A 15,339-nucleotide genomic window follows, 5' to 3' on the forward strand; every position below is an offset into this window, starting at 1 on the left:
AGAAATTAGGGATCAATAAAAGTAAAGCTTGGGAATGGGCAAACACAAGAAAAGGCTACTGGAGAATTGCCGGCAGCCATATCTTAACCAGAACCTTAACAAACGAACTCTTCCGAAGAGCAAGGTATATAAGTTTTCTGGATTATTATCTGTCTGTAAGGTCGTAAACTTTAGAACCGCCGTGTACGGAACCGTACGCACGGTGGTGTGAGAGGTCGGCTAATCAAATAATGATTAGCCTCCTACTCGATTGCTTATACATTGCAGATGCAAACCATCAAGATATGTAATCCAGGAAAATGATAGTAAATCATTATGTGATAAAATACAATATTGGAAAATAAAAAAATATTATAAAAATAACGGCAGAAAAGTTTACAACTTTACTGCCATTCGTGTGAACCTTGTTTATACTTTGAATAACTTGTTCGTCAGCGGGGGTGATAATGATATTAATGGTTTCGCTCCGGGATATAAAGAAAAAATGGATGGGGGAAAAGGATGAAAACAAAGAAGATAAGGTCATTATGCTTGTCGGCAGCACTTATCGCCGGAATATTAGGGGCGTGTTCGCAATCAAGCAGCACAAGCAGTTCTTCTGAAGGCGGTACACAGGTCATTAAAATTGCGACACAGTCTCCTTTATCAGGGGGAAGCGCCACACTTGGCGGAGCAATTAAGCTTGGGGCCCAGCTGGCACTGGAAGAGCAACAGGAAAAATTCAAAAAAATGGGCTTTAAGCTCCAGCTCGTTCCTTATGATGATCAGGGGGACCCCAAAAAAGGCGTTTCAAACGCCCAGCTGATTGGTTCGGATGAACAAGTATTCGGAGTCATCGGGCATCTGAACTCAGGTGTGTCGATCCCATCTTCTGAAGTTTATGAAAAATATTCGATTCCAATGATTTCACCGGCCAGCACAGCGACGGAAGTGACGGACCGTAATTTAAAAGCAGTAAACAGGGTCTGTGCCCGCGATGATTTTCAGGGGCCTGCCGGTGCCACCTATGCTGTTGAAACACTGAAAGCCAAGAAAATTTTTGTGATCCAGGATAAAACCTCGTATGGACAGGGGCTGGCGGATGCCTTTAAAAATGCAGCCGTGAAGCAGGGAGCAAAAATTGTCGGGTATGAAGGGATTACCGCTGGTGAAAAAGACTTTAACGGCGTATTGAATTCCGTTTCCTCTGCAAAACCGGATCTTGTTTATTTTGGCGGCCTGTATGCAGAAGGCGGTTTAATTGTAAAACAAGCCCGCCACAAAGGAATTGACGTGCCAATTATGGGCGGGGACGGTTTGGATTCTTCCACATATGTAGATATCGCCGGTGATTCGGTAAAAAATACATTCCTGACATCTGTAGCCGGTGATGTGAACAAAACAGCGGCAGGGAAAAAATTTGCGGAGGCTTACAAAGACAAGTTCGGTAAAAATGTTGAATCCTACTCGGCATATGCCTATGATTCAATGGGCGTTATGCTTAAAGGACTTGAAAATGCGATTAAGTCAAATGACGGTAAAATGCCGGCACGCCAGCAGGTCAGAGATGCAGTACGCGCCATTAAAGATTACAAGGGAGTCGTGACGCAGGTAGGGTTTGACAGCAAGGGCGATAATAAGTATGCAAAAGTATATATTTATAAGTTTAATCAAAAGGCTTATCCTGCTGAACAAGATGGTGAAATCAGCAAATAAAGCTCAAAAATAGAAGGGTGTGGGATTCATGCCCTTCCATCATTTTAAAGAAAGGATGTGTAAAAATGCTGGCTGATATGCTTGGCACACTTCCGCAGGTGCTGATAGACGGACTTACATTAGGCGTGATCTATGCAGTGGTTGCGATAGGCTATACAATGGTATACGGTATTCTGGAGTTAATCAACTTTGCCCATGGCGAAATTTTTATGACAGGGGCATTTATCGGCACATCGCTTCTTCTTTTATTAACCGGTATGGGATGGATTCATGCCCTTCCAGCCATTGTCATCCTGCTGATTGTCATGATTGCAGCGAGTGTGTGCACCGGCCTGATGGGAATCGGCATTGAACGGGTTGCCTACCGGCCGCTGAGGAAAGCACCGAAATTAATTACATTGATTACGGCAATCGGCATTTCTTTTTTGCTGCAGGATATCGTCCGTTTTATTGCCGAATTAAAAAAAGGAAATTATATCATCAACACGCCCGGCCTTTTCAACAGCCAGATTCAATTGAAGGCATCATCGTTATTACCGGAATTTCATGATGCAGCGCTGAAGAGTTCTTTTCTTATCGTCCTGATCGTTTCCATTGTCATGCTTATCGTTTTGGATATCTTTGTGAACCGCACAAAGTGGGGAATGGCAATGAGGGCTGTTGCCCAGGACAGGGAAACGGCATCGCTGATGAGTGTGAATGTGAACAAGGTCATTTCAATCACTTTTTTTGTCGGTTCAGCACTCGGCGGCGCAACCGGGGTGCTGTTTGCGATCCAATATGGCTCCATCGACCCGTTTATCGGTTATACATTGGGGATGAAAGCCTTCACTGCCGCAGTTCTCGGTGGAATCGGCAATATCCGCGGAGCAATGGCGGGCGGGCTTATCCTCGGGATTGTGGAAATGTTTGCGGCTGCCAATCTATCCGGATTGACAGGCGGAATTTTTGGTTCTGAGTACAAAGACGTGTTTGCTTTTATTCTATTAATCGTTGTTCTGATTTTTAAACCGGAAGGCTTATTCGGCAAAGCTGCAATTGAGAAAGTGTAGGTGAAAGAATGAAAAATTATGGGAATGCGTTGTTGTCTAATAATAAATTATCAGGTGTCCTCTTTATCTTATATGTTCTGCTGGTATCGTTTGGACTGTACCTGTCACAAAAATCGATCCTTTCCTTTTTGCTGCTGCTTGGTTCGTTGTTAATCTTATATTTTCTCCGCTTTTCAAATCGGGTGAAATGGATTACAGGAGTTGCCATACTTGGTTTTCTTCTCCCGCTCGTTGCGAGCCGGGGCTCGTCCTATCAGTCCTATATGGAGGTTGCAACAATGGTAGGCATTTATGTTGCCATGGCACTTGGGCTGAATATTGTCGTCGGGATGGCAGGATTGCTTGATCTTGGCTTTATTGCGTTCTTTGCACTCGGATCCTATACGTACGGAATTTTCACAACCACGCAGGCAGCGAACTTTATGCCGTTCGGCCATTATCCATTATCGGGTGAAAGCTTTTGGCTTTTTATCATAATTGGCAGCCTGGTCGGTGCTTTGTTTGGCATCCTGCTTGGCATTCCGGTACTGCGTGTAAAGGGCGATTACCTGGCAATTGTCACACTGGGATTCGGGGAAATTGTCCGGATTGTATTTAATAATCTGGATAAACCTGTCAATATTACAAATGGGGCAATGGGCATTTCGTCTGTTACGCCGCCGCAGTTATTCGGCATACCAATTATTTATCCGGGCCAATTTTATTTTATCGTACTGGTGCTGTTGTTTATTGTTATTTACATGGTTCGCAGGCTGGAACATTCCAAGATGGGGCGTGCCTGGAAAGCAGTGAGGGAAAATGAAATTGCCGCACAGGCGATGGGGATTCCGCTGGTCAAAACGAAGCTGACAGCTTTTGCAATCGGTGCTTCATTTTCCGGGGCCATGGGTGTGGTGTTTGCGGCAAAGCAGGCTTTTGTAGATCCAACCAGTTTTACATATTTGGAATCGACCACCATTCTTGTTATGGTGCTGCTTGGCGGCATGGGCAGCGTCCCGGGTGTCATACTCGGTGCCGCGATTGTAACGATTCTGAATTTGCAGGTCCTGACGGAAGTGACAAACTGGTTGAACCAGTTAAGTATGAGCGGCGTTTTTAAAGTGCCGGATGCTTTATCCCCGGCCAAAATGCAGCGGCTTATTTTCGGGGCGTTGCTGATCGTATTTGCCTTATACCGTTCAAAAGGTTTGCTGCCGGCGAAAAATATCCAGTATCACCCCGAAACGCTTATCCGAAAGAAAGAGGGGAAAGCTGTTACCCCGCTGGAGGGTGAAACCAATAAACTGTAAAGAGGGGAATGGGACATGAATATACTGGAAATAAAAGGCTTAACGAAGAACTTCGGCGGCCTGGCCGCAACATCCAATGTGGATATCAATATACCGAAAAATTCGATTACAGCTGTGATCGGTCCAAATGGCGCCGGAAAAACCACCGTGTTTAATATGGTAACAGGGGTTTACAAGCCAACATCAGGAGACATCCTGCTGAACGGCGAGCCAATCACGGGATTGAAACCGCATGCCGTCACAAAGAAAGGGATAGCCAGGACATTCCAAAATATCCGCTTATTTGAGAGCTTGACTGTAATGGAAAATGTCCTGATTGGCATGCACAGCCATTTAAAAAGCAGATTTTTCAGTATCATTTGCCAACTGCCGGGAATGAAAAAGGAAGAAAAGGAGGCTGAAATCGAAGCGTATGAACTGCTCAAATATGTCGGGCTCGCTAAATTGCTGAATGAAACGGCTGGCAGCCTGCCGTATGGCGCGCAAAGAAGGCTGGAGATAGCCCGCGCGCTGGCAGCCAGGCCAAAGCTGCTGCTGCTGGATGAACCTGCGGCAGGAATGAATCCGAAAGAAACAAAAGAACTAACAAATTTAATTCGGCATATGTGTGATGAACGGAATTTGACCGTTGTCTTGATTGATCATGATATGAAACTGGTGATGGAAATATCAAACCATATTGTCGTATTGGACCATGGCGAAAAAATTGCTGAGGGAAATCCGGTTGCGATTCGGAGCAACCCGAGGGTGGTAGAGGCATACCTTGGCAAAGGGGCATTGGCGTACGCGTAGGGAAAGGAGCGGAGAACGTGCATTTACTGGAACTTGAAGATATGAAGGCAAGCTATGGGGGAATCCAGGCATTAAAAGGCATCAACCTGAAAATAGACGAAGGTGAAATCGTTACTTTAATTGGAAGCAATGGCGCTGGAAAATCAACAACATTAAAATCGATCAGCGGGCAGGTGAAAGTGAGCGGTGAAATCCACTACAACGGAAAAAATATCGCGAATTTGCCGCCGCATATAACATCGAAACTGGGGATTGCCCATGTGCCGGAAGGAAGAAGGATCTTTCCGAAATTAAGCGTGAAAGAAAATTTGTTGATTGGCGGATTTGCCATCAGCCAGAAAAAAACAATTGAAGAGAGGATGGAACGCGTTTTTCAATATTTTCCGAGATTAAAAGAAAGGCTGGACCAAAAGGGCGGGACGATGAGCGGCGGTGAACAGCAAATGCTTGCGATCGGGCGCGCCCTTATGAGCAAACCAAGCCTCCTGATGCTGGATGAACCGTCAATGGGGCTGGCTCCGATAATTGTGGAACAGATTTTTGAAATCATTTCCGAATTGAATAAAGGCGGCATGACCATCCTGCTGGTTGAGCAAAATGCATTCCAGGCTTTGCAAGTTGCCGACAGGGGCTATGTTATTCAGACAGGGGTTATCGTGCTTGAAGGCGACGGAAAAGAACTGATGGATAATGAGCAGGTGCAGGAAGCCTATTTGGCATAAACATTGCCAACCATTGCAAAAAAATCCGGCCTCTTAAAAAGGCCGGATTTTCACGAAGTTCTGCCACTGCTTCTTTTAAATCAGTATGCAAGGCTGAATAATCCTTTGATATGGGAAAGATAGCGGATATTGCTGGCTTCCTTCATTGCTGAAGCCGGAAATCCCTTTAATTGGGTTTGGTTTTCACCGATAAAGGCAATTGCATCTTTTCTGCCAAGGCTGGCAAGTGTTCCGGAATTAACCGGTTGGAATGCATTCAGTTTGCCGCCTTTTAAAGTGGCATAAATATTATAACCGATTAGTTCACCCATTTGCCAGGACATCTGTGCAGTCGGCGGATACGGGCGCGCGCCTTCGGAAGGGAAGACAACGGCGCTATCACCGGCAACGAAAATGTCTGGATGCGAGGTTGATTGTAAATATTCATTTACGGTTGCACGGCCGCGGTTGACCTCAATACCGGAATTGGCGACAACCTTGTTGCCTTGTACGCCTCCGGTCCAAACGAGGGTACTTGTTTCAATTTTCTGGCCGTCCTTTAATTCCACAACGCCGTCTTCATATTTTGTGACAGGAATGCCGGTTGAAAATTTGACACCGCGTGCTTCAAGGCTTTTTGTCGCCCGTTCAATCAGGTTAGGTGCAAAGTTTGGCAAAATGGATGGTGCAGCTTCCGCACAGATTAACGTAATTTCACTTGGGTCAATGGCATATTTTTTAGCCCAGTTTGGTACCTGGTCAGCAAATTCCCCGACCAGCTCAATGCCGGTTAAACCGCCGCCACCAACCACAATGGTCGCATCCGCTTTGTTTTTTGTCCGGGCATACTGTTCAAGATGGCTTTGAATATGCGCATGGATCCGGTTGGCATCATCAACGGATTTTAATAAGAAGCTGTTTTCCCGAAGGCCCGGAATGCCGAAGAACGCTGTTTCGCTTCCCATTGCAACTACGAGTACATCATAGTTCAGCTTAAAGCCGCTCCCAAGCGAAACTTCTTTTGTATCAGGTGAAATTTTTGTCACTTCATCGACTTGGACTTCCACATCTTTGCCTTTAAACAACTTTTTCAGTGGAAGCGACACCCTTTTTTCTGTAACAGATCCTGCCGCTAAACGGTGCAGTTCGGTAATAATTTGATGGTCCGGCACACGGTTGACCACCGTGATGGAAGCATCATCTGCCGTTAAATATTTACGTGCTGATAAAGCAGTTAACAGGCCACCATAGCCGGCGCCTAAAACAACAATTTTTTTAGTCATATGGATCCCCCGTTCTGATTTATTCTGTATGGTTGAATTATTGTTTGCTGCGTTCTTCCGCTAAAGCCATATACGATTGCAAGAAACGGAAGAGCTTTTGGGCTTGCGGGTCTTTTAACATTCTCAAAAGGCCGAACAGACCGATCGTTTCATCGGATTCTTCCGCACGGTCTTTCGCTTCAATTGCTGTTGCAGCAACCCCCTTTGCTTTTTCAGTAACGGGATCCAGAAATTCCTGAAAGCTTCCCTTAAAATCGCTGGCCAGTACCTTATCTGTGGCTACAGATTGTAAGAAATCATATACCTTATTTAACATCGTGATTAATTCAGCCATTTTCGGAAGGCTTTCCACAAGTACGGTTAACGATTCCTGTACTTCCGGGTTTAATAATTGGTCCAATAAATCTTTTTGCGCTTTCGGAGCGTCCTGGTTTGCTTCTGGTTGTTGCCCTTCAAGCGGTGTTTTTTGATCCGAAGTTTCTGCCATCTCCTATTTCTCCTTTACTAGTGGTTTCCCATTACGGTTATGTAAAAGGTTAAGACGAGTTTTGCAATGAATGCGTTTTTTTATTCCCCCCAGTCCTGTTTGCCGTTTTCCGGCTAGTGAATTTTTCTCGCACATCTTCCTGTTTTAATGCTTAAATTCATCGTGAAATCTCACACAAGTCCAGTATATCAAATTTTCACCATATATGCAGTAATTTGCTTTCCTTTAGAAAACATTATGCATCATACCTTTTAATGTGAAGATTGTTGAAAAACTGCTTGCTTTTTTGGAAGAAACATTGTAAGATAATTTAAAATACTGAACGTGAACGAAGGATTAGTATGCGGATGACCCGCTGTAAAAGAGAGCAGGGCTTACCAGCTGAAAGGCCCTGCAACTGGCGGCCCGCAGAACCTGCCTTCCGGGTCCTATTAAACAATAGGCGCAGCAGCAATTGCGTTATCAGCAAATGAGCGGGGCGGCCGGATGCCGCCCAATAAAGGTGGTACCACGGGAAGCTGGGTCTTTTCGTCCTTTTCAAGGATGAAAGGACCTTTTTTTGTACTGTTACAAAAAGGAGAGAGAGGCACAAATGGAAAAGAAAAGAATTGTCATTAAAATTGGAAGCAGTTCTTTAACCAATGCTTGCGGCGAAATAGATGAAGAAAAATTCAGCGACCACATTGATGCACTGGCTGCACTTAAAAACGCCGGCCATGAAGTCATTGTCGTTTCTTCTGGGGCTGTAGCAGCCGGCTTCCGGTTATTAGGTTACCCGGCACGACCGGTAACGCTAAAAGGGAAGCAGGCTGCGGCTGCAATCGGGCAGGGGCTTTTGATCCGGCGCTATACGGAAGCATTGGGGCAATACGGGATTACACCTGCACAAATTTTGCTGACCCGCCAGGATTTTTCTAAAAAAAGCCGCTACCATAATGCATATGCGACATTGACAGAACTGCTCTTAAGAGGGGTAATGCCGATCATTAATGAAAATGACACGGTTTCTGTAGCCGAGCTGACATTTGGCGACAATGATATGCTTTCGGCACTGGTCAGCGGGCTTGTCCATGCTGAACAGTTGATTATGTACACGGACATCAACGGCCTTTACAGTGAAAATCCGAAATTCAATCCTGATGCAGAACGCTTTGATTATATTGACCATATTACGGCCGATTTGCTCAGGGTGGCCGGAGGGTCAGGCTCTAAAGTAGGAACGGGCGGCATGAATTCAAAACTAAAAGCTGCCCATACTGCGCTTTCTCTTGGCGTCCGGGTTTTTATCGGGTCCGGGGCAGGTAAAGATAAATTTATAAAGGTGCTTGAAGGAAGCGGGGACGGTACATATATCGGAGGTGCGGGGCCTGCCGTCACGAGCCGCAAACAGTGGATCGCCCTTTACTCCGAAATTACCGGTAAAATTTATATTGACCGCGGTGCAGCGTTTGCATTATTGAAAAAAGGCAGCAGTTTATTGCCTGCCGGTGTTAAAAAAATCAGCGGCCATTTTAAAAAAGGGGATGTCGTTGAGGTATACGGGTCACAAGGGCTGTTGGGCAAAGGGGAAGTACATTATTCGGCGGAGGAAATTGAAACGCTATTGGAAAACCGGGAAGGTAAACTGCCTGCACACAGTAGCACAGATGTAGTGATTCACCGTGATAAATGGGTACCGACTATTAAAAGGGAGCTGGGATAAATGACTGAAGCATTGGAAAAAGGAAAAAAAGCGAAACAAATCAGTGCCGTGCTGGCTGGCCGTTCAACCGAAGAAAAAAACAAGGCCCTGGATTCGATTGCACGCCAGCTATTAACCGATCAGGACATCATTATGGCAGAAAACAGGAAAGACCTCCAGCGCGGAAAAGAAGCGGGTTTTCCGGAGCATTTACTGGATCGCATGATGTTAAATGAAAAACGTATCCGCGATATGGCTGAAGCGATCTCTCTGCTGATCGGATTAAAAGATCCTGTTGGTGAAACGCTGGAAGAAATAAAAAAACAAAACGGCTTGAAAATCGAAAAGAAAAAGGTGCCGCTCGGCGTTATCGGCATGATTTACGAAGCGCGCCCGAATGTGACAGTCGATGCTGCCACGCTTGCCATCAAAACAGGGAATGCCGTGATCCTGAGGGGCAGCGCTTCATCCATTTCTTCCAATAAAGCGATTGTCCATTCCATCCATCAGGCCCTGCTTGCGGCTGGCTTTCCTGAAGAAGCGGTCCAGCTTTTGGAAGACACAAGCAGGGAGGCAGCTAATGAATTTTTCCACCTTCATGGTTACCTGGATGTACTGATCCCAAGGGGCGGGAAAAATCTGATTGAAACGGTTGTCCGTGAATCTGCCGTTCCCGTTATCGAAACCGGTGCCGGCAACTGCCATTTATATATTGATGAAACCGCTAAAAAAGAGATGGCGCTTTCGATTGCCGTCAATGCCAAAACGCAGCGGCCGTCCGTTTGCAACGCGATTGAAACCATTCTTGTCCATGAAAAGTGGTTTCAGGATAACGGTTGCGCGCTATTAGCGGAACTGGCCGAAAGAGGGGTCGAAATCTACGGGGATGAGCAGATCGTAAAAGCCTGGCCCGGCGCAAAGAAGGCAACGGAAGAAGATTGGTTTGCAGAGTATCTGGCATTAAAAGTAAGCATAAGAGCAGTCAAGGATATGGATGAAGCCATCCGCCATATCCACCGGTACAGCACAAAACATTCGGAAGCCATTGTAACGGAGGATGCGAAAAATGCGGACCGGTTTTTACGTACAGTCGATGCGGCATGTGTCTATCATAATGCATCGACCCGGTTTACGGATGGTTTTGAATTCGGCTACGGGGCGGAGATCGGCATCAGCACGCAAAAGCTCCATGCCCGCGGGCCAATGGGACTGGAAGCTTTAACCTCCGTGAAATATATGATATACGGCAGCGGCCAAATCCGTCATTAAAGAAAAAACGGCGGATTATTACCCGCCGTTTTTTCATAATTGACCGTTTTTATTGAGTTTTTGCCGTTAAAATAATAGCCATCCACAAAGTCCGCCTAAAATGCCGATCAGGACGACTGAAGCCGCCACAAACAAAAGCGTTTGTTTAGAAAAAGATTTGCCTACCATGATAAAAGACGGCAGGCTGACTGCAGGCAGTGTCACCAACAGTGCAGCAGCAGGCCCGGCACCGAGCCCGAAGGATAACATCGTTTGCACAATCGAAATTTCAGCTGCGGTCGGGATCACAAAGAGCATTCCGGTAATCGCAAATAACAGGATGACAAGAAAGCTGTTTGCATCCCCGTTCCCGATCTGCGGAAACAGCCAAAACCTCGCCGCGCTGAGTACAATGACAGATAAAATATATGCCGGTACCAAATAGAGGAGCATACTTCCAATTGCCTTCAGCCATTTCGATAAAAATCCGCCGTTTGGATTTAGCACAGGGGCGGCCAGTTTTTCCATGTCGATCTGATTTTCATTTTTCGCCATGCGCCCTGCCAGATAGCTGACGCCGAATGTAAGTAAAAGCCCGGCAACAAGGCGCAGCACCGTAAATTTCCAGGATAGCACAAATGCCATGAAAATCAGGGTAGCCGGGTTCAGCATCGGATTGCCGATCCAAAAAGCCAAAGCGGATCCCGGCGAGACTTGCTTTTTGCGCAAGCCGACAGCGAGCGGGGCGGCACAGCAAGTGCACATCATCCCCGGAATCGCGCTCATACCGGCAATTGCCGTGCTTCCGAATGATGTTTTGCCAAGCACTTTAAAGAGCCATTGTGCCGGCAGCATTACTTGAACAAGCGAACCGAGTAAAATGCCGAGAATCGCCGCTTTCCAAACCGCAAGAAAATACTGGGCGGTATATTGAAAAGTGCCATTCCACGAAAATTGGGAGGATTTGCTTGGATCACCCAAAATGGATGTACCGATTGAATGCGTATGGGCGGCAAGCAGAGATTTTTGGTAATAGGGCCACCACTTCACATACAAAAGCCCCAAAGCAGCGATGACAATAAACAAAACGGCAAACCACACCGCTTTTTTTCCAGCCGGCCGTTCAGGCTGGATAGAATGATTTGCTATCGCCATATAAACATCTCCATTTCTATAAAAAATATGAATTCATACCAAAAAAGCATTGTAGCACAAGGAAACTAAAAAAGATAGAGATGGAAGGCAGTAAAACAGGGAAAAGATGCATTTTAAAAATAATGGGCTATAATGTAACATAGATTAAAAGTTTGAAGCAGAAAGGTCAGGTTGAGGCACAAATGGCACAATCAGAAAAAATAAAACTTACTTCTTTAACGACCAAAGGCGGCTGCGGGTGTAAAATTGGGCCGGCAGATTTGCAGCAGGTCATGCGGACACTCCCGCAGACATTACCCGACAGCAATTTGCTGGTTGGTTTGGATACGAGCGATGATGCCGGCGTTTACCGCTTAACCGATGATTTGGCGATCGTTCAAACGGTTGACTTTTTTACGCCGATTGTGGATGAACCTTATTCATTCGGACAAGTTGCGGCAGCGAATGCGATCAGCGACATTTATGCAATGGGCGGAACCCCATTAACGGCGCTGAATATTGTCGCCTTCCCGATTTCAACATTGCCTAAACAAATTCTTGCTGAGATTTTAAGGGGCGCGGGCGATAAACTGAAAGAAGCCGGGGTTACGCTTGTCGGCGGGCACTCCATTGATGATAAAGAACCAAAATTCGGTCTGGCGGTGACCGGGAAAATCCATCCGGACCGCATCCGTACCAATGCCGGTGCAAAACCGGGCGACCGGCTGATATTAACAAAACCGATTGGCGTTGGGATTTCCACCACTTCAATCAAACGCGGTTTATTATCAGAAACGGAAATTGAACGTGTCACAGCTGTTATGGCAACACTGAACAAAAATGCGGCAGATATTTCGCAAGGCTATACGGTGCATGCAAGCACAGATGTAACCGGATTTGGCCTTTTGGGACATGCAACTGAAATGGCGCAGGGCAGCAAAACCGGATTGCATATTTTTAAGGATAAGGTGCCAGTGCTTTCGCGTGTCCGTGAATTGGCCGAACAAGGGGCTGTGCCGGGCGGGACGAAAAATAATTTTGCCCATGTTGAGAGCTCGGTTGATTTTCCGGATCACATGGACCAAATTGAGAAGTGGATTTTATGTGATGCCGTTACTTCAGGCGGTTTATTACTGGCGGTTGACGGCAGTGAAGCGGAACGGCTTTTGAATGAACTTGTCCGGGCAGGTGTTGAAGCTGCCATCATCGGCGAGGTTGTCTCAGAACACCCGGGCCGGATCCGGGTATTGTAAGTTTTTAGGTAATAGAAAGGCGGAAATCATTTGTTTCAGGATATTACAATCGATAAAGCAAGAAAAATGATGGAGGATAAACCGTTCACATGGATTGATGTGCGCTCGCCTTCCGAATATCAAAACGCGACCATTCCGGGGAGCCTGAATATCCCGCTCTTTAACGATGATGAGCGGGCGGAAGTCGGGACCATCTATACACAGGTCGATGTCCATGCTGCGAAAGAACGCGGGCTTGAAATCTTTTCGAAGAAGCTGCCCGCCTTTATCCGCGCATTCAGTGAAATTGAAGGCGAAAAAGCTGTTTTTTGCTGGCGCGGCGGCATGCGGAGCCGGACAGCGGCGACCGTGCTGGATCTGATGGGCATTCATGCCTACCGCTTGCAGGGCGGGTACCGGGCCTACCGCAAATGGGTTGTCGATCAGCTGGAAAACGCTGATTTTCATCCCCCGGCATTTATTTTGGGCGGCTATACGGGGACAGGAAAAACTTACATGCTCCGCAAATTGCAGAAAGAGGGCTACCCTGTCCTTGATTTGGAAGGCATGGCCAACCACCGCGGCAGCATCTTCGGGGACATCGGACTGCGCGCGTATAACCAAAAAACGTTTGATGCCTTATTGGTGCAAAAGCTGCTGGAACTTGGCAATCCCCCATATGTTCTGATGGAAGCAGAGAGCAAGAGAGTTGGGAAAATTGTACTGCCGGAATTTCTGGTGCGAAATAAGGAACAGGGAGTGCAAATCATTATTGAACTGCCTGTGGAAGAACGGGTACGGAATATTTTGGATGACTACCGGCCATGGGAGTATGAATCAGCATGCCTGGCTGCTTTTGGGCGGATTAAGGAACGGATCCATACGCCGGTTGCCAAAAAGATCGAGGAAGATTTAAAAGGCGGCCGCTTTGAATCGGCTGTGCGTCTGCTGCTCGAATATTATTATGATCCGCGGTATGACCACTCGCTCAGTATTTCAGAAAAAGCCCGCGTTAAAAAAATCCGCGCAACACATACGGATGAAGCACTGCAACAGTTGAAAGCATTGCTGGGATTGAAAAATTTTATACGCTAAATTGTCCATATTAACAGGCCTTTTCGCAGCTGCTTGCAAGCAGTCAGGAAAAGGCCTGTTTACATATGTCTTGACAGATGATATATTACTAATTAAATAGATGCTTTACAAATAGGGGGAGAACAGCAATGGATAAGGCAGCAGTGTTGCCAAAAAAGAAGTTATTGGCGATTACGGGGACAAGCTGGCTTTTTGACGCCATGGATGTCGGAATCTTGTCCTTCATTATTGCCGCACTTGCAAAAGAATGGCATTTAAGTGCTGAACAAATGGGCTGGATCGGCAGCATGAACTCGATCGGCATGGCAATCGGCGCTTTTGTGTTTGGTGTGCTGGCAGATAAATTCGGGCGGAAGACGATTTTTATTATGACATTGTTATTTTTCTCAATTGGAAGCGGGTTGTCGGCTCTTTCGCAATCATTTGTGGTTTTTATTTTCTTCCGTCTGCTCATCGGCATGGGGCTTGGCGGGGAACTGCCGGTTGCCTCCACGCTTGTCAACGAAAGTGTTGAAGAAGAGGAACGCGGCAGGACTGTTGTATTGCTTGAAAGCTTTTGGGCAGTTGGCTGGCTTGGGGCAGCTGTCATTTCTTATTTTGTCATCCCGCAATTCGGCTGGCGGGCAGCGCTGGTGTTAACCGCAATTCCCGCATTTTATGCTTTATATTTACGGACGGGTCTGCCGGATTCTCCGCAGTTTACCGCAATCCATCATAGCAAGCGGCCTTCTGTGCTGGTGAATATCGCTCAGGTTTGGTCGAGAAAATATGCTGCAAGGACATGCATGCTATGGATTCTTTGGTTTACGGTCGTGTTTTCCTATTACGGCATGTTTCTCTGGCTTCCAAGCGTGATGGTGATGAAAGGTTTTTCACTGATTCAGAGTTTTGGTTATGTGTTGGTAATGACGCTCGCACAGCTGCCCGGTTATTTTACAGCAGCATGGCTGATTGAAAAAGCCGGCAGGAAATTTGTCCTGATTGTCTTTTTATTGGGAACGGCTCTGAGTGCTTACTTATTTGGTCATGTTGATTCAGTGGCGATGCTCCTTGTTTCCGGGATGCTGCTTTCATTTTTTGATCTGGGCGCATGGGGTGCGCTGTATGCCTACTCCCCTGAACAGTATCCGGTTGAAATCCGGGCAACAGGTACAGGGATGGCTGCTGCATTTGGGCGTATCGGCGGTATTTTGGGCCCGTTGATGGTTGGTGCCTTGGTTGCCCGTGAAGTGTCCATGACTGGAATTTTCACGATTTTCTGTCTTTCAATTATTATCGGTATTGTATTTCTAGCCGTGCTGGGAAAAGAAACAAAACGTTTCAAAATGGCAGGAAGATTTCAATTGTAAGCACAAAAAAGACGACTGCTCTCATAAAGCAGTCGTCTTTTTTGGTGCGCCGCGCATGACGATTCGCTAGGCGGCGAAAGTCCGCTATGGGGGTAGATAGCGACCAACCATTAGCCAAGAGCAAGGGTGTCCATTGTGAAGTGGAATCTGAAGGAAGCTGGAGGCAAAATTCTGACCCGAGGAACACGAATACCATCAGGCGTACTCTTACAGGGTAAGACTGCCAAACAAGTCAAAGCCCAAAAGCTATCCGGATGTGGAGGCGTAAATGATACGGGTGCATGGAATGAAAGGGAATCGT

General features: G+C 46.5%; 13 protein-coding genes and 1 pseudogene. 11 read left to right on the forward strand and 3 right to left on the reverse strand.

The window, feature by feature from the left end:
- The 6 genes and pseudogenes from C232_RS20320 to C232_RS0116440 form a co-directional block, all read left to right on the forward strand.
- Window positions 1-167 (forward strand): annotated as a pseudogene (locus C232_RS20320) (group II intron reverse transcriptase/maturase); the annotation flags it as partial.
- 334 nt (window positions 168-501) lie between these two features.
- A complete protein-coding gene (locus C232_RS0116420) occupies window positions 502-1,695 on the forward strand; it encodes a branched-chain amino acid ABC transporter substrate-binding protein (protein WP_018665245.1) in 1,194 nt (397 codons plus the stop codon).
- Between the two features lie 65 nt (window positions 1,696-1,760).
- Window positions 1,761-2,747, forward strand: a complete 987-nt coding sequence (locus tag C232_RS0116425; RefSeq protein ID WP_018665246.1) for a branched-chain amino acid ABC transporter permease — start codon at window positions 1,761-1,763, stop codon at window positions 2,745-2,747.
- Window positions 2,748-2,755: 8 nt separating this feature from the next.
- Window positions 2,756-4,036, forward strand: coding sequence for a branched-chain amino acid ABC transporter permease (locus C232_RS0116430; RefSeq protein WP_018665247.1), 1,281 nt, complete (start codon window positions 2,756-2,758; stop codon window positions 4,034-4,036).
- A 15-nt stretch (window positions 4,037-4,051) separates the two neighbouring features.
- Window positions 4,052-4,828: an ABC transporter ATP-binding protein gene (locus C232_RS0116435; RefSeq protein ID WP_018665248.1), complete on the forward strand. Its 777-nt coding sequence runs from the start codon at window positions 4,052-4,054 to the stop codon at window positions 4,826-4,828.
- A 17-nt stretch (window positions 4,829-4,845) separates the two neighbouring features.
- Window positions 4,846-5,550, forward strand: a complete 705-nt coding sequence (locus C232_RS0116440; protein ID WP_018665249.1) for an ABC transporter ATP-binding protein — start codon at window positions 4,846-4,848, stop codon at window positions 5,548-5,550.
- A gap of 80 nt (window positions 5,551-5,630) precedes the next feature.
- Here the strand turns inward: C232_RS0116440 and C232_RS0116445 are convergent, their stop codons facing one another.
- Together C232_RS0116445 and C232_RS0116450 are read right to left on the reverse strand one after the other, a co-directional pair.
- Window positions 5,631-6,812 (reverse strand): NAD(P)/FAD-dependent oxidoreductase, encoded by a 1,182-nt coding sequence (locus C232_RS0116445; RefSeq protein WP_018665250.1) that lies wholly within the window; start codon window positions 6,810-6,812, stop codon window positions 5,631-5,633.
- Between the two features lie 37 nt (window positions 6,813-6,849).
- Window positions 6,850-7,299 carry a DUF1641 domain-containing protein gene (locus C232_RS0116450; protein WP_018665251.1) on the reverse strand — a complete coding sequence of 150 codons (450 nt, stop codon included), beginning with the start codon at window positions 7,297-7,299 and terminating at the stop codon, window positions 6,850-6,852.
- 592 nt (window positions 7,300-7,891) lie between these two features.
- On the opposite strand from C232_RS0116450, the gene proB reads away from it, so the two are divergent.
- Window positions 7,892-9,001, forward strand: coding sequence for a glutamate 5-kinase (gene proB / locus C232_RS0116455; protein ID WP_018665252.1), 1,110 nt, complete (start codon window positions 7,892-7,894; stop codon window positions 8,999-9,001).
- Complete coding sequence (locus C232_RS0116460) at window positions 9,002-10,249, forward strand: glutamate-5-semialdehyde dehydrogenase (RefSeq protein ID WP_018665253.1); 1,248 nt, start codon at window positions 9,002-9,004, stop codon at window positions 10,247-10,249. It begins immediately after the preceding gene.
- A gap of 66 nt (window positions 10,250-10,315) precedes the next feature.
- Here C232_RS0116460 and C232_RS0116470 read toward each other — a convergent pair whose 3' ends face one another.
- The gene (locus C232_RS0116470) at window positions 10,316-11,383 is read right to left on the reverse strand and encodes a permease (RefSeq protein WP_018665255.1); all 1,068 of its coding nucleotides are present in this window, start codon (window positions 11,381-11,383) and stop codon (window positions 10,316-10,318) included.
- 182 nt (window positions 11,384-11,565) lie between these two features.
- Here C232_RS0116470 and selD point away from each other — a divergent pair, with 182 nt between their 5' ends.
- From selD to C232_RS0116485, 3 genes are all read left to right on the forward strand, one after another.
- Window positions 11,566-12,615 (forward strand): selenide, water dikinase SelD, encoded by a 1,050-nt coding sequence (selD, locus tag C232_RS0116475; RefSeq protein ID WP_018665256.1) that lies wholly within the window; start codon window positions 11,566-11,568, stop codon window positions 12,613-12,615.
- A gap of 30 nt (window positions 12,616-12,645) precedes the next feature.
- Entirely contained in the window at window positions 12,646-13,689 is a 1,044-nt protein-coding gene (gene mnmH, locus C232_RS0116480; RefSeq protein WP_018665257.1) for a tRNA 2-selenouridine(34) synthase MnmH, read from the forward strand.
- A gap of 128 nt (window positions 13,690-13,817) precedes the next feature.
- The gene (locus tag C232_RS0116485; protein WP_018665258.1) at window positions 13,818-15,038 is read left to right on the forward strand and encodes an MFS transporter; all 1,221 of its coding nucleotides are present in this window, start codon (window positions 13,818-13,820) and stop codon (window positions 15,036-15,038) included.
- Window positions 15,039-15,339: the final 301 nt, after the last annotated feature.

It is taken from the genome of Heyndrickxia acidiproducens DSM 23148, assembly GCF_000374345.1.
Lineage (GTDB): Bacteria > Bacillota > Bacilli > Bacillales > Bacillaceae_C > Weizmannia > Weizmannia acidiproducens.